15 protein-coding genes are annotated in these 15,563 nt (G+C 43.9%); 8 read left to right on the top strand and 7 right to left on the bottom strand.

What is annotated here, in order from left to right; all coding sequences use genetic code 11:
• Window positions 1-70 precede the first annotated feature (70 nt).
• Complete coding sequence (locus AC3E9V_RS00855; RefSeq protein ID WP_488751286.1) at window positions 71-418, bottom strand: hypothetical protein; 348 nt, start codon at window positions 416-418, stop codon at window positions 71-73.
• Window positions 391-606 carry a hypothetical protein gene (locus AC3E9V_RS00850; RefSeq protein WP_488751285.1) on the bottom strand — a complete coding sequence of 72 codons (216 nt, stop codon included), beginning with the start codon at window positions 604-606 and terminating at the stop codon, window positions 391-393. Before AC3E9V_RS00850 ends, AC3E9V_RS00855 begins: the two co-directional genes overlap by 28 nt.
• A 139-nt stretch (window positions 607-745) precedes the next feature.
• On the opposite strand from AC3E9V_RS00850, the gene AC3E9V_RS00845 reads away from it, so the two are divergent.
• A complete protein-coding gene (locus AC3E9V_RS00845) occupies window positions 746-967 on the top strand; it encodes a DUF2683 family protein (RefSeq protein WP_488751284.1) in 222 nt (73 codons plus the stop codon).
• 185 nt (window positions 968-1,152) lie between these two features.
• On the opposite strand, the gene radA is transcribed toward AC3E9V_RS00845, so the two are convergent.
• Entirely contained in the window at window positions 1,153-2,526 is a 1,374-nt protein-coding gene (gene radA / locus AC3E9V_RS00840) for a DNA repair protein RadA (protein ID WP_488751283.1), read from the bottom strand.
• Window positions 2,527-2,888: 362 nt separating this feature from the next.
• On the opposite strand from radA, the gene AC3E9V_RS00835 reads away from it, so the two are divergent.
• Complete coding sequence (locus tag AC3E9V_RS00835) at window positions 2,889-3,479, top strand: porin family protein (RefSeq protein WP_488751282.1); 591 nt, start codon at window positions 2,889-2,891, stop codon at window positions 3,477-3,479.
• 3 nt (window positions 3,480-3,482) lie between these two features.
• Here AC3E9V_RS00835 and pheA read toward each other — a convergent pair whose 3' ends face one another.
• A complete protein-coding gene (gene pheA, locus AC3E9V_RS00830; protein WP_488751281.1) occupies window positions 3,483-4,544 on the bottom strand; it encodes a prephenate dehydratase in 1,062 nt (353 codons plus the stop codon).
• 158 nt (window positions 4,545-4,702) lie between these two features.
• On the opposite strand from pheA, the gene glyA reads away from it, so the two are divergent.
• The 3 genes from glyA to rpiB are packed head-to-tail and all read left to right on the top strand — an operon-like array spanning window position 4,703 to window position 7,252.
• A complete protein-coding gene (gene glyA, locus AC3E9V_RS00825) occupies window positions 4,703-5,974 on the top strand; it encodes a serine hydroxymethyltransferase (RefSeq protein ID WP_488751280.1) in 1,272 nt (423 codons plus the stop codon).
• A 5-nt stretch (window positions 5,975-5,979) separates the two neighbouring features.
• A complete protein-coding gene (gene tatC / locus AC3E9V_RS00820) occupies window positions 5,980-6,828 on the top strand; it encodes a twin-arginine translocase subunit TatC (protein ID WP_488751279.1) in 849 nt (282 codons plus the stop codon).
• Window positions 6,821-7,252 (top strand): ribose 5-phosphate isomerase B, encoded by a 432-nt coding sequence (gene rpiB, locus AC3E9V_RS00815; protein ID WP_488751278.1) that lies wholly within the window; start codon window positions 6,821-6,823, stop codon window positions 7,250-7,252. The genes tatC and rpiB overlap by 8 nt, the downstream gene beginning before the upstream one ends.
• A 41-nt stretch (window positions 7,253-7,293) precedes the next feature.
• Here the strand turns inward: rpiB and AC3E9V_RS00810 are convergent, their stop codons facing one another.
• Window positions 7,294-8,706: a hypothetical protein gene (locus AC3E9V_RS00810; RefSeq protein ID WP_488751277.1), complete on the bottom strand. Its 1,413-nt coding sequence runs from the start codon at window positions 8,704-8,706 to the stop codon at window positions 7,294-7,296.
• A gap of 148 nt (window positions 8,707-8,854) precedes the next feature.
• Between AC3E9V_RS00810 and rbfA the strand changes: the two genes are divergently transcribed.
• From rbfA to AC3E9V_RS00795, 3 genes are all read left to right on the top strand, one after another.
• Complete coding sequence (gene rbfA, locus AC3E9V_RS00805; protein WP_488751276.1) at window positions 8,855-9,241, top strand: 30S ribosome-binding factor RbfA; 387 nt, start codon at window positions 8,855-8,857, stop codon at window positions 9,239-9,241.
• Window positions 9,238-10,464, top strand: coding sequence for an ABC transporter permease (locus tag AC3E9V_RS00800; protein ID WP_488751275.1), 1,227 nt, complete (start codon window positions 9,238-9,240; stop codon window positions 10,462-10,464). The genes rbfA and AC3E9V_RS00800 overlap by 4 nt, the downstream gene beginning before the upstream one ends.
• Window positions 10,465-10,547: 83 nt before the next feature.
• Window positions 10,548-13,481 carry a DEAD/DEAH box helicase gene (locus tag AC3E9V_RS00795; protein WP_488751274.1) on the top strand — a complete coding sequence of 978 codons (2,934 nt, stop codon included), beginning with the start codon at window positions 10,548-10,550 and terminating at the stop codon, window positions 13,479-13,481.
• A gap of 740 nt (window positions 13,482-14,221) precedes the next feature.
• Here AC3E9V_RS00795 and AC3E9V_RS00790 read toward each other — a convergent pair.
• On the bottom strand, window positions 14,222-15,136 hold the full coding sequence (locus tag AC3E9V_RS00790) for an IS3 family transposase (protein ID WP_488748822.1): 915 nt from the start codon (window positions 15,134-15,136) through the stop codon (window positions 14,222-14,224).
• Complete coding sequence (locus AC3E9V_RS00785; RefSeq protein ID WP_488748821.1) at window positions 15,136-15,528, bottom strand: hypothetical protein; 393 nt, start codon at window positions 15,526-15,528, stop codon at window positions 15,136-15,138. Before AC3E9V_RS00785 ends, AC3E9V_RS00790 begins: the two co-directional genes overlap by 1 nt.
• Window positions 15,529-15,563: the final 35 nt, after the last annotated feature.

Genomic DNA, 15,563 nt, shown 5'->3' with positions numbered 1-15,563 from the left:
CCGGGATTGGCGGGAGGGTCATAAAGAGGAAATAGCCGTGACAGTGCCGCCTTAGCGGCAAATCTCTTTTCTAGTGATTGTCCCGTATCCTTTGAGGATTCATTTTGGTAGGAAAAAAATCTGTTATGTAAACCGCACCTTTCGGCTCTTCGATATAATAGATGATCTTAAGTTCAAAGTGCCTGGTCTCCTTGAATAACAAAAACCTAAACCCTTCTTCCAGGTTCTCTAAATAGTCTTCCCTTCTCCCCCTGCCCGGATTCTTTTCTAAAGTAGCAGCAAAGTTTATGATTTTTTCATCTATTTCTGTGGCTCGCTCAAAGCTGAAATTCTCGTACAGGTAAGGCAAAACACGTTGATGATATCGGATCTTGGCAGGCCTGGCAATGATTACCTGGTAAACCTTTCCTTCGCCCATTTCCTGTTTTCCTTTCTAAACTCTTCTATGGATAAAACTTCATCTTTCTTAATAGCTTTTAATGATTCCTCAGCCCGTGCCTCCATTTCTGCCTGGATAATTGATTTCTCAACTTTTCGGAGGGCAGACTCATTTTGTAGTTTCATTAAACGTTCAATCAATCCAAGTTTTAAGGTTTCTGCTTTCATTTTTTATTGGCCTTTAGGTAAAAGTAACAATTTCAGTTCTCATCTCAGTTCATTTAACTATTTAACTCACAACCCTTAACCATGGTACAATTCAGAGATGCCAAAACAAATACGGCCTATATTTCGTAAATTTGAAGCAATGAAAACGAAAAACACCATCATTATCCACCCGGAGACCATAGAACAGGAAAACGCCCTGAAGGCTTTTGCCAAAGCGCTCAAAATGAAGTTTGAAGTAGCCAAAGAAAAGCCCTACGATCCTGAGTTTGTGGAAAAGATCCGCGAGAGCAGGCAGCAGGTCAAAGAGGGAAAAGTAACAAGGGTAAAAAAGGAAAACTTGAAGGAATTCTTAGGCCTGTAATATGGGCTATCACCTGGATTTTACCGATAAGGCTAATGAGGATATTGCCGCACATCAAAAGGCTGGCAATAAAACCGTTCTCAATAAGTTGCTTACCCTTTTGGAAGAATTGCCCTGTTCTTAAACACTATCCCCTTTCTCTTTCTACCTGGGTCCACCTGGATAAGACGACCAGCAGGAATAGATTAGGAGAAGAGGTCTTGAAAAGCCTCTGACAATCTCGCAAAAGCCTTCACTTTAATATCAAATTTCTTCAGATCCACCCCTTTTACATTATACTTAGAGAGATAGATCTCTTCAAAACCCAGTTTTGCTGCTTCGGTAATACGGGACTCGATGCGATTGACCGCCCGGATCTCACCCCCAAGGCCTACCTCAGCGGAAAAACAAACCGAACTGGGTATAGGCACATCATCAAATGATGAGAATATCGATGCACAGATAGAAAGGTCCAATGCCGGGTCGTTCACCCTGATGCCACCGGCAATATTTAAAAAGATGTCCTGGCTGCTTAGACGGATCCCCAGTCGTTTTTCCAGCACCGCCAGCAGCATGTTGAGCCGCTTCACATCATAGCCTGTAGTGCTTCGCTGAGGTGTGCCATAGGTAGCAGGGCTCACCAGAGATTGTACCTCTATCAGCAGCGGCCGGTTCCCTTCCAACGTAGCTCCTATGCCCACTCCGCTCAGAAAAGAATCTCTTGGAGAGATCAGGACTTCTGAAGGATTGGTCACTTCTCTGAGTCCGGTTTCCTGCATTTCATAGATGCCCAATTCTGAAGTAGAACCAAACCTGTTTTTAGCTGTTCTTAAGATCCGATAAGAAAGGTGGCGATCCCCTTCAAACTGCAGAACAGTATCCACCATGTGCTCTAAAACTTTCGGCCCTGCTATGGCCCCTTCCTTGTTTACATGCCCGATGAGAAAGACCGGCGTATTTGTCTGCTTGGCATACTTCATCAGCTTTCCCGTACACTCACGCACCTGAGCCACAGACCCCACGGAAGACTCCACTGTCTCCATAAAAAGGGTCTGAATAGAGTCCACCACCAAAATATCAGGCTTCATTTGATTGGCCTGATTGAGGATTTCAGAAAGGGAGGTTTCCGGAAGCAGAAAACAGTTTTCTGACTGGATACCAATCCGCTCTGCCCGCATCCTGATCTGGTCCATACTTTCTTCTCCGGACACATACAGGGTTTTTGTGCTTTTCATCCGAATGGCCATCTGAAGGAGAAGAGTGGATTTACCAATCCCGGGTTCGCCACCGATCAGCACCAGCGAACCAGGCACAATTCCGCCTCCCAGCGTGCGATCCAGCTCACCAGATCCGGTTGTAAGCCTCTGCGTATTGTCAAAGACTACTTCCTGAATTCGCCTGGGTTTTTTACGTTCACCTGATGGCGATTCCCATATATCCTTTTCTGCCGCAGAGGAGCCCTTTGTAACAACCTCCTCCACGTATGTATTCCACTCCCCGCATGAAGGACATTTACCGATCCATTTGGGAGAATTAGCGCCACAGTTCTGGCAGAAATATGTTGTCTTGGTTTTTGCCACAGTTTTAAAAATATAAATCTTAACCTGTTCTCTGACCGGTTAACTAAAAATTAGCTAATAGCAGACAGCCAAAGGTTATCAGAATAATTTACCAAACCAGAACTCAAACTACGAAAGGCCTCTAAAAGGTATTATTTCATTATAAAAGTCAACGATTTGGGAAGAATTAAAAAGTAAATCTCCGATTTTACCTTGAGCATTAAGAAGGGCGCTAAATAATATATTCGTATCAACTACTATTTTCACTTGATGAACTTATCCTTGTTTTCTTGATTTACTTGGTTAAATATAGAATTGACAAAAGAAATATTTTATCTTCACACAACGTTCAGATCTTGAAAACCTTAAAACTTTATTTACCAGTGCACCGAATTTTTGTTTCCATTATTTTCATAGTTCTTCAGACCCATGTCTTTGCCCAGGACTCTTATTTCGGAGTGAAGGGAGGGTATGGCATTTCAAAACTAATGGGTAATGGTGAGAGCCCTGTGAATCTTTCGCCATCACCCTCATTTAATATTGCCATGGTCTTTAAAACTCGTCTGGTCTCTCCATTTTACTTTTCCTTAGAACCAGGCTACACTCGAAAGGGAACAGACTTTGATCAAGACACCTTAGATTATAAGTTTCATTACCTCAACACGCCTCTTCTGGTGGATTTCTATCCCATTGACCAGTTTCATATGACTGTGGGTATAGAGCCCGGTTACCTTATAGGTGCCAGGAATCATGTCAACGATACACTAAAGCAAGATATTACTAACATTTACAATCAAAAATGGGATGCCGCACTAAATCTGGGTGCTGGCATTTCGGTTAGCTATTTTATGGACATTGGCTTCAGATACAGCCGTTCACTCACTGCCGTTTCTAAACAAGACGCCATTATCGAAAAGCGAAATCTTCGGAATCAGTTTATGCAGTTTTACGTGCTTTTTAAAGTTGCAAACTGATGCCTAGCAAAGTTGAACATAGCTCCCAAGCCAGGTAATATTTTCCTTGTACGGACGAATGGTATTTTGTATCGTAGGATCATTAAAGTGTCCTTCAAACTCCACGAAGAAAACATACTTAAACTGGGTCCCTTGTTTGGCCGGACGGCTTTCTACTTTGCACAGGTTAATTCCCGCATTTTGAAATTGCTGAAGAAAACGAACCAAAGCTCCCGGTTCGTCCGGTAGCTTGGCAATGACCGACGTTTTATCCTGACCGCTCACTTCATTCACAAAATTCTGGCTAATGATCAAAAACCTGGTCTGATTATCTGCAGAATCCTGAATGTTGCTGTACAATATGGGAAGCTCATACTGCCGGGCCGCAATCGGAGCACAAATAGCGGCTGCATTGGCCTCCTCGCCTGCTATCTGACAGGCGCGACTTGTGGAGCTTACCGGCACTAATTTTACAGGATTTTTAAAGTAATCATTCAGGAAATTTTTACATTGACGAAAAGCAATATCCCTGCTGTAAACGGTCTTTACGTTTTCCAGATTGTCTTCCCTGGATGCAAAAGCGAAATGAATAGGCAGGACAATTTCGGCAGCTATAGTAAGCTTATGCTGTGCCAGAAAGTCAATGGTTTCCTGCACGGTTCCCTCCTGGTTGTTTTCAATAGGCACCACTCCAAAGCGGGCACGTGAAGTTTTCACCGCTTCGAAAACCGAGGAGATGGAATCCAGCGGGATATAATCACTCATAGCTCCATAGCGGCTCTCGGCAGCCTGATGCGTAAAGCTCCCCTCCGGACCAAGATAAGCCACTCGCTCCGGCAGCTCATAATTTCGGCTGACAGCAAAAATCTCGAAGAAAATGGCTTCAATCGCTGCCCGGTTCAGGATGCCGTTGCTGCCTGCTTCCAGTCGATCGATAATCGCTTTTTCTCTCTCCGGCCGGTAAATCGCCGACTTACCTGATCGCTTTAGCTCACCTACCTTATGTACCACCTCCATCCGTTTGTTGAGAAGCTGGATCAGCTGATCATCTAAAGCATCAATCTCTTTTCTTAAATCATCTAACATCGCTCTGCCAAAAAATTGTGAAAGCTAAAATAAGCCAAGAGAATCAGAATAACGAGGAAAAATCGGGATTGGTAAAGTGGGGGGCATGAACTAATTTTGGCGCTCAGTTAAAAGCGGGTTAACAGTATTTAGCACTGCACCTTAAAACTTCATACCAAATGAAACGAAACGACATAGTATTCCAGCTCATTGACAAGGAGAAAAAAAGACAGATTGAAGGGATCGAGCTGATAGCTTCAGAAAATTTTGTGTCACCACAGGTTTTGGAAGCAGCGGGAAGTGTCTTAACAAACAAATATGCAGAAGGACTACCCGGCAAGCGATATTATGGCGGATGCGAAGTGGTAGATGAAGTAGAGTCACTGGCTATAGAGCGAATAAAAGAGCTCTTCGGAGCCTCCTGGGCTAACGTACAGCCTCACTCGGGAGCGCAAGCCAATGCTGCTGTGTTTCTGGCCTGCCTTAAACCAGGAGATGCTATCCTGGGCTTTGATCTCTCTCATGGAGGACATTTGTCTCACGGATCACCGGTAAACCTTTCCGGAAAATATTACAATGCCAATTTCTATGGTGTAGAGAAGGATACCGGCCTCATTGATACGGATAAGGTAGAGGCAAAAGCCAAAGAAGTAAAGCCCAAGCTGATCATTTGCGGGGCTTCAGCTTATTCTAGGGACTGGGATTATGAGCGCTTTCGAGTCATTGCAGATGAAGTGGGAGCTGTTTTGCTGGCTGATATTTCCCACCCGTCCGGACTTATTGCAAGAGGCTTGCTTAAAGATCCTTTAGAGCATTGCCATATTGTTACAACCACTACACACAAAACCCTGAGAGGCCCGCGAGGCGGATTGATCATGGTGCGTGAAGATGGGGAAAACCCATTTGGCATTACCACAGCAAAAGGAACGGTCAGAAAAATGAGCTCAATCCTGGACTCTGGCGTTTTCCCGGGTACGCAAGGCGGTCCTTTAGAACACATCATTGCTGCCAAAGCCGTAGCTTTCGGAGAAGCGCTTTCTGATGACTACATGACTTACATCATGCAGGTCCAGAAAAACGCGAAGGTGATGTCTGAGGCCTTTGTAGACAGAGGGTATGATATCATCTCCGGCGGCACGGACAATCACTTGATGCTGATCGACCTGCGAACAAAAGGACTCACCGGTAAGGATGCGGAAAATGCGCTGATCAAAGCAGATATAACCGTAAATAAAAACATGGTTCCCTTTGATGATAAATCGCCTTTTGTTACTTCAGGAATGCGCGTGGGAACATCCGCTGTAACTACCCGTGGCATGATGGAATCTGACATGGAAAAGATTGTAGACCTAATTGATCAGGTAATTAATAACTTTGAAGATGAGTCTGTACTGACCAAAGTAAAATCTGAGGTCAAGGATTGGATGAGTGATTTCCCTCTATATAAATAGGATATATGCCTCTGGATCAGATTGAGGATGAGAAAGAAATGAGCTTTCTGGACCACCTGGAGGAGTTCAGGTGGCATCTTGTCAGGTCACTGATTGCCATAGCGATTTTTGCTGTCCTGGCATTTATTTCAAAAACCCTGGTTTTCCATACCATCATTCTGGGGCCCAGCCGCATCGACTTCTGGACCTATGAAGCGTTCTGCAAGTTGGCTGAATTTTTACAGACGCCAAACTTATGCATTGATCAGCTCCCATTTGAGATCCAAAGCAGAAAGGTCACGGGACAATTTTCGATGCACATTACCTCCTCGTTCGTGATCGGAATTATTTGTGCATTCCCATACGCTTTCTGGGAAATATGGCGATTTATTAAGCCCGGGCTCTATCCAAGAGAACGAAAAGCTGCAAGAGGGGCCACTTTTTACGTTAGTCTGCTTTTTGCCATGGGTGTGACATTTGGTTATTTTGTCATCACCCCGATTTCAATCTACTTTTTATCCAACTACCAGCTGGATCCGACCATTATCAATGAGTTTGACATCATATCATACGTCACTACGGTCATTACTTTAGTGCTTGCCTGTGGGTTGCTGTTTCAGCTACCTATCATTGTTTATTTCCTTACAAAGGCAGGGCTCGTCACTCCGGAACTATTAAAAACTTACAGACGTCATGCTATTATAGTGATCCTGATCCTGGGAGCTTTGGTAACACCCCCTGATCCGTTTAGTCAGATTTTGGTAGCGTTGCCACTGTTGGGGCTCTACCAGGTAAGTATTTTTATATCCAGAAGGGTCCTCAGAAGAGAAGCCGTGGAAACTGAAACCACAGAAATAGAAAAGAAAGATGAGTAAAATAGCTATCGGCGGAGATCATGCCGGATACACATTAAAAGAAGAGATCAGAAAACACCTCGAAGAGCAAGGTCACGAGGTAAAGGACTTTGGTCCGTTTTCACCAGAATCTTCAGACTATGCAGATTTTGTACATCCACTGGCTGCATCCATTGAAAATGGCGAGTATGACTTTGGTATTTTGATGTGTGGGTCCGGGCAGGGTGTAGCGATCACGGCCAACAAACATCAAAAAATCCGGGCTGCTCTCTGCTGGGACACAGATCTGGCGGAAGTCACCCGAAAGCACAACAACGCTAACGTGCTCTGTTTTGCGGCCAGGTGGACTGCAGTAGAGTTAGCCAAGCAAATGACTGACATCTTTCTGACTACAGAATTTGAGGGAGGAAGGCATCAGCGAAGAGTAGATAAGATCGGTTGTTGATATATAGAGAGATATCTTTGCCAGATTACCTGACGTTCTATTTATTCTACCCTTCGATACACTCCGTCACTTTCTTTTGTATATAACCTGGAAAATGCCGGCAATCGCTCGAAAAGCTCAGGCATGGCATTTTCTCTATCGATAATGACAGACGGAGCGGAGTGTTTCATAACATCATATAGCTCAGAAGCCCCTTCCAGGTAGTTCAATCCTTCCAGTTTTTTCCTGCTCACAAACTCATCCAGGAACGGACCGGCCAACTTATTCTTTGCATAGAAATCTACGGGCACTCCTATACCCATAAGACGTTCTCCCTCTACAGGAGCTGACTTGCTTACTATTATCCCCAGGTCCTGGTTTTGGTCCACCCAATAAAACGGATACCCAATGAGGCCGAAGATGAAAATGTAAGGGAGCGTATATCGCCAGATCTTTCGCTTTAAGCTGAGCAAAAAGTAAACCAAAAAGAATGCAACAGAAGGGATAAAAAGCACAAGCTCATTGGTGCTTAGGTCTCTTGTAATGAAAATCACCCCCAGCCCTCCAAGAAAAAGCATTACCATCACCTGCTGCATCTTCTGCTGAAAGTTGGTAATCCTCAGGCTAAACAATACTGAAAATGAGATTATGGCAACAGGCCCCAGCACTGCAGCAGCCGACACAAAATCTGCATAGGAGATCAGCGGTTGTGCAGGTTTCAGCAAACCTGCAGTAAAAAAGCTCAGGAGAAAATCCTCGTGCGCATCAAACCAAAAGAAATAGACCCAAATCAAAATAAAAATAAAAAATGCGCCATACAGGAAGATCAGCAACCTTCGTAAGACCGCTGATGAAAAAAGGATCAGGCTCAACAGGAAAAGCACCAGATAAATGAGTGCCGGCAGGTAAAAAAATGTGGCTATACCCAGGTAAACTCCGGAATACAAAAAGAGCTCGTCGGTTACCACATTGTCGATACGCCGAAATACGTGATTTAACGCCAGCAAAATAAAAGTCAACGCCATAAGCTGGGGTGTCAAAGCAAAAAAGTCCATCGTACCACAAAAGAGGATCACATAGATAAAAGCAGGTACGTAGGTGTTTTCATCATAAGCTTTATTTCGGAGTAAAATATTATTAAAAAGCCCGGCCTGTAGAATCACCAAAATGGTACTAAAGACCATATGAACCCATCGTGAACGCCCAAAAATTACATCCAGCCACTTATAGATCAATGCCGCCAGTGGCCCTGTGTGATCATAAAGCTCTTTGTACATCGTGAACCCCTCTCCCAGATGCTCACCAATGATCAGAAACTTAAGCTCATGCACGGATAGCGGCAACCCAAAAATCACCCATGCTACCCGCACCCCTACCAGGATAAGGAAGATGAAAATGAGTCTGTACGGATCGTTGATTCTGAAAAATCGAAGCAAAGTGACGTTATCTGGCTGTTTAGCGTTCGAAATTAACAAATTAGCAGGAAGTTACATGGATCTCTGAGAAAGTCTGACTCTGCTATTATAAACAACCATCAAACTTTTCGGATAAATAACCCGTCCGAACCAAATGTGGGGTTCAGCGATTTTTTAGCCGGGATTAATTGTGGATATTTGTGGCGTTATGCAAGGTAAAAGGCAACATAAGTTCGGCAGGCAGATACAAAAAGACCTGAGTGAAATATTCCAAAAGGACCCCAGACATTTTTTTGGCAGCAGCCTGGTCACACTCACGGGAGTAGAAATGTCCCCGGACCTGAGTTTCGCGAAAGTTTTTCTCAGTGTGTTTCCCATCAAAGACACGGATCAGGTTTTCTTTGAATTAAATGAAAAGAAAAGCGAAGTGCGTAAATTGCTGGGCAACAAAATTGGGAAGCAAGTGCGAATCATTCCCGAATTGGCGTTCTTTCACGACGACACAGAAGAACGCGCCGAGAAAATGGATAAACTAATAGACAGCCTGAATATACCCCCGGCAGAAGACGAAGACGATCCTGAAGAAAACGAGTGAACCTATCTTATTTCATAGCTAAGCGGTACTTTCTCTCCAAAAAGAAAAAGAGCTTTATCAATGTCATTTCCATCATCTCCATGCTGGTGGTAGCTGTAGGCACTATGGCACTGATCATTGTGCTTTCGGTCTTTAACGGGCTGGAGGCACTCGTCCGCTCAGTGTATGGAACGGTAGATTCAAACCTGACGATAACAGCAAAGGTTGGAAAGTCATTTGATTACAACGACGCATTAAAAAAGCAGGTCACCGATGACCCGGGTGTAGCATCGATCACCGGGGTATTAGAAGACAATGCTCTTATCCAATATAATAAAGCCCAGCGAGTAGCTCGTGTAAAAGGTGTCACCCAAAATTTCATTGAGCAGGGAAGACTGAAAGATTACATTGTCTACGGTGAGCATAAATTATATGATGGCGATGTACCCTATGCTATTTTGGGAAGGGGGGTTCAGTATGACCTTTCAGTCAATCCTTCAAATGACTTTTACACCCTTAATATGTACTTCCCTGACGATATAGGTCCGGGAGTAGTCAATCCCGAACGCATGTACAAAGTCAAGCATATCCTGCCAGGAAGCGTCTTTGCCGTAGAAAAGTCTTATGATGAAAACTACGTGTACGTTCCCATCCGGTTTGCGGAAGAACTGTTCAACAAGCCAGGCAGAAGAAGCGCCCTGGAAATTCAGCTGACGGAAAATGCAGATCCGGATGTGGTAAAGTCCCGTTTAAACAACCAACTGGGGGATCAGTTTGTGGTGCAATCCAATGAGGAGCTACATGGCGGATTGTATAAAATCCTGAGATACGAAAAGTTCTTTGTTTTCCTCACCTTTTCAGTCATCATAGCCATTGCCTCCATCAACATTTTTTTTGCATTAACCATGCTGGCTATTGACAAGAAAAAAGATGTAGCCATCCTTACGGCCCAGGGAGCTTCGCGTAAGCTGATTCGAAACATATTTCTTACAGAAGGGTGTATCGTCGCTTTTTCCGGAGCCTTTACCGGTCTGTTGTTGGGTCTTTTGATCAGTTTTATTCAGCAGGAGTTTGGCCTGGTATCCATGGGAGTGCAGTCAGCCATCCTGGACGCTTACCCGGTAGAAATCAAATGGCTGGACGTGATGTTAACCGTTTTATGTATTGTAGTAATCACCGTTGTTACGGCAATCCAGCCAGCCATAAAAGCATCCAAAAGCATTGAAGTTAAAAACCTCCAATAATTTTTTTAAAATCACTTTACTCCGGATTTGTGATTTTCTGACATCTTTTATTTACTTTAGAATTTTGTCTGTTAAGAAAATCTATGAACGTATCTCCTGATCGTCCGTTTCAATTGATCTACTCCCTTTTCGAGCATGAGTACCTGGGATATCTCTTTGAATCCTTCGTCGTCCAGCTCAATGAAAAGGGCAATCTGACTTATTCTCATCAGAATATTTCTGCGCAAAATGCTCGTGAATTTGACAAAGGGCTGGATGAGCGGGACTATGAGATGATCAGGCTGATGGATGAGATGCAGCAAAAAGCCGTCGTAAATCATTTTCAGAAAAGGAAAATGAAACCCAATGAGTTTTTCCTGAAAGTTTACGACAAGAATTCGGGTGACAAATTGTTGCAGGAAGAGATAGACCGATATATAGAAAGAAGGAGGTCCAAGGTCCTCTCGCTTATTCATGGGAAGATGCTTTTTGAGATGGGGAAAGACGGAGAACCCACCTGGAAGCAGATCAATATTTCAGATGAAAAAGCAACGGTACTATTCCACTTTAGAAGAAACGAAGACAACACCCATTACTTCCCTACTATAAAACTTAAAGGCGAGAAGGTTCACTTTTACCAAAACGAGAGTTACCTGCTTTGCAAAGAGCCGGCGTGGATTGTGGCAAATGACATGCTTTTTTCTTTCGAAAAAGAGGTCAATGGAGCCAAGTTGAAGCCGTTTTTCAACAAAAAATTCATCCTCATCCCTAAAAATGTAGAAGAGACCTACTATAAAAAATTCGTTGCGCCACTCATTGCTTCTTTTGATGTTTATGCTAAAGGTTTTGAGATTAAAACGGAGCAGCTGGAGCCGAAACCCGTATTGACCTTTTCGGAGTTAGCAACTGCTACCCAACCAGCCGGCGATCTATTCTCCCAAAACAATGGGACAACGGATAAGGCAAAAGCTTCAAAGATCTTATTCGAATTGAGTTTTCGCTACGGAACTTATTCTTTTAGAGCTGACAAACTCAAAAAAGTAAGCGTATCGGTCGAAAAGCAGCAGGATGACTACATCTTTCACCGGGTGCAGCGAGAGTCCACCAAAGAAAAAAGCTACATCGACCTGCTCAATGAGAGTGGATTGACCTTGCGAAGCTCCCGCTCAACACTCGAAAAAACCAATGCACTCTCCTGGCTCAATGCCAACCTGGATACGCTAAGGAAAAAAGGATTTGTGATCAACCAGCAGGATGCATCCGTAAAAAAATATTTTGTAGGCCCTACCAACATTGACCTGGAAATATCTGAAAACATTGACTGGTTTGATGTAAAAGCGGTGATCAGGTTTGGTGAATTTGACATTCCGTTTACCACCATTAGGAAATTGATCCTGGGTAAAAAGCAGGAATTAAAACTCCCGAATGGAGAGTACGCAGTGATACCTGACTCCTGGGTATCGGAATACAGCGACCTGTTTGCTTTCGCTGAAAAGGAAGACGAGGAAGGCCTGCGACTCAATAAGATCCACGTCTCGCTGGTCAAAGACCTGAAGGACAGCAACCATGCACGGGTGGCGATGACCCGTAAGCTCGAAAAGCTGCTTGATTTTAAAGAGATAGAAGATTCCGGTGTTCCCCGACATTTTAAAGGTGAGCTGAGGCCCTATCAGCAGGCAGGGCTCAACTGGATGGAATTTCTTAACGAATACGGTTTTGGAGGATGCCTGGCAGATGACATGGGTCTGGGTAAAACCGTACAGACCCTTTCGCTCTTACAAAAAGAAAAAGAAAAAGATAATGGCTCCACCAGCCTGCTGATCATGCCTACTTCGCTGATCTACAACTGGGAGATGGAAGCTAAAAAGTTTACACCAAAGCTGAAAATTTTGGTTTACACCGGCACCAATCGGGATAAAAATCCGGACCGGTTTGCCCGGTATGACCTGGTGCTTACCAGCTATGGCATCACGAGGATCGATACGGATATTCTCAGCCAGTTTTACTTCAATTACATCATCCTGGATGAGTCACAGGCCATCAAAAACCCGGACTCTATTATTTCCAGGTCCGTACGTGAGCTGAAATCTCGTCGCAAGCTGATCCTGACAGGCACACCTATTGAAAACAGCACCATGGATCTTTGGTCGCAGATGTCTTTCGTGAACCCCGGACTGCTTGGAAGTGAAATGTTTTTCAAGAAAGAGTACCTGGTCCCCATCGAAAAGAAAAAAGACGAGCACAAAACACGCAGACTTAATGCGCTCATTAAGCCATTTATCCTCCGGCGAGAAAAAACCCAGGTAGCTAAAGAGCTTCCGGAAAAAGTAGAAAACATCAAGTACTGCGACCTTTCAGAAAGGCAGCGCGAGATCTATGACCGGGAGAAGAACGCTTATCGCAATAAAATCCTGGATCTGATAGAGCACGATGGACTGCAAAAGTCGCAAATGCTCCTGCTACAGGGGTTAACTAAGTTGAGGCAAATCGCCAATCACCCCGTAATGGTTGACCCGGAATATGATGGAGACTCAGGGAAGTTTGAAGACATTACCTACATGATCTCTAACGCCCTGGGAAAAGATCATAAACTATTGATCTTCAGCCAATTCGTGAAGCATCTCAAAATTGTAGAGAACCATCTGAAAGAAGCGAAAATCCCGTACTCCTATCTGGATGGCTCTGTAAAAGACCGAAAAGCCGAAGTAGAAAAATTCCAGAATAACGATGAAGTACGCATCTTCCTCATCTCATTAAAAGCTGGCGGGCTCGGCCTTAACCTGACAGAAGCAGACTATGTCTTCCTGCTTGACCCGTGGTGGAATCCGGCCATTGAGGCCCAGGCAGTAGACCGGGCACACCGTATCGGTCAGGTCAATAAGGTCTTTACTTATAAGTTTATTGCCAGAGATACGGTAGAAGAAAAGATCCTGAAGCTCCAGCACTCCAAGCTCAAGCTGGCCAAAGACCTGATCACCATAGAAGAAAGTTTTGTGAAGAGCCTGTCAAAGGAAGATATCACGAGTTTGTTTGATTAGCAGGAATCAGAGATTGCTATTGCTGGATAAATAGGCATCCTTAAGGTTTCTGGTGACAATTAGCTTCAGATCATTTTCTAATGCCATATAGAATTTGTACCCCTAATTCCTCCACTCAGAGTCCCTGTCGGAGAATGCTTAAACCTGTCCAAGTGATGAAAGGATCCGGGAACAACATTAGCTCACATGATTGAGTCAGATGCTTACCGCCTAACACCGGCAGATCACTTTGTTTAACCATCAGACAAGTTGCAGCTTGTATCAGATTACTTCTCACTCGTATAAGATTACTCTCCGATCTCATTAGATTAGTATAAACCCGCATCAGATTACTTTTCACCCATATAAGTTTACTCTCAGATCCCATTAGATTAGTCCAAATCCTCATCAGATTACTTTTCACTGGCGTCAGATTACTTTCCACCCTCATCAGATTACTTTTCACTCACATCAGATTGAGGCGTCCTAAAATAACTTGACAGGTTTTACATTAATTCTGATTGTAGTTTACAATAATAATTGATAATCCTAATTGTACTTTACCAGTATTGCTTTAATCCTGGGAGAAGTAGACAGGCTAGGATCTAGTCCTGCTTTGGGTTGTCATGTAATTTGTTATTCCTTCATTTGCTTTACAGTTTAAATGGTCATACTAATTCAGCTTTACTTGCTACCTAGTAATCCTGTTAATACTTTACGGGTTGTCAGATAATCCTAACAGGAGTTGACCCTTAAGGAGCTTAATCCTGACTGCTCTTTTCACCTTTTCTTACAGTCCTGTTTAAGCTTACCGATTCCTCAATAGCCTTAGCTGTATGTACCTGCTGTGGTGTCATTCCGTTCAGGCTATCATGAGGACGCAAACAGTTATAAGATGCTACTGCTTTTTGTACCGCCTCTTCTGCTTGATGAGGTGTATCAAAGGACTTCCCTAAGTTATAATCTCCTTTTAAGATACCGTTTACCCGTTCAGCAATCGCATTCTCATGAGGGCTCCCTCGGTGGGTCATGCTTATGCTTGCCCTATGGGTTTTCAGCATGTTTACATACCCCTGGCTGCAGTACTGCACGCCCTGATCACTGTGGTGGATCAGACTCTTCTCCACGTATAGCCTGTTCGAAAAAGCCATTAATAATGCTCTCATGGGGCCATCTGCAGAAAGGTTGTCCAGCAAGCAGTACCCCATGATTTTCCGTGAATAAGCATCTGTAATCAGGCTTAGATACATGAAACGCCCACCTACTGTCAGGTAGGTAATATCCACCACCCAAACTTGCTCTGCTCGCTTTATTTCCAGTCCTTTTACCAGGTTTGGATAGCGTCTAAAGCCATGTGTACTGTCAGTGGTCTGAGGCCTCCTGCGCTTTCTCTGCCGCACTTTCAAGCCATTACGCTCCATCACATCGAAGAGATAGTCCCGACCAATACGCAACTCGTTTTTCGCCAGCTGTTCATTAATAAGCGGCAGTAGTTTACGTGCTCCAAGCTTCTGGATACCGATATGATTACGGATGTCCTTTACCAGCTTAACCACAATGGTCTCTAGTAATGCATGGGATGTTTTGGACTGATGCCAGTGGTACCACCCTTGGCGGGTTTTGCCAAACAGTCGACAAAGGGACGCAAGCCCATTGTCTGGATATATTAATCGCATTATTTGGACTGCTTGGCCCCAGGCTTTTTTCGGATCTGGATGTTAAACTGGTCCTCAGCTACATCCACTAACGTCTCCAGAGCTGATACTTTCAGCATAGCCAGCTCTAAAGCCTTCTTCAGCTCTGCATTCTCCTTCTCCAAGGCCGAGGCGTCTTTATTTTGGTTAGAGCTTTTCATGTTGTTTAAAATACGAAAATATCCCAGATGCTCCAAGGCTTCCTGCTTAAAGGTGTGGACAGTATGGTTTTCCAGCCCATGTTTCCTGGCGATAAAGCTTGTGGACTCCCTGTCCATAACCAATTCTTCCAAAACCACTTGCTTGAACCCAGCACGATACAAGCGCTTACTCTTGTACTTTTTCTTGATTTCTAATGCTTCTGTTGTTTTCATAACTTGACTTGTTTGGTGTCAAGCTATTTCAGGAC

It is taken from the genome of Marinoscillum sp. HNIBRBA16962 (assembly GCF_057801515.1).
The sequence above is the reverse complement of the archived record's forward strand: the minus strand, read 5'-3'. Positions and strand labels throughout refer to the sequence as shown.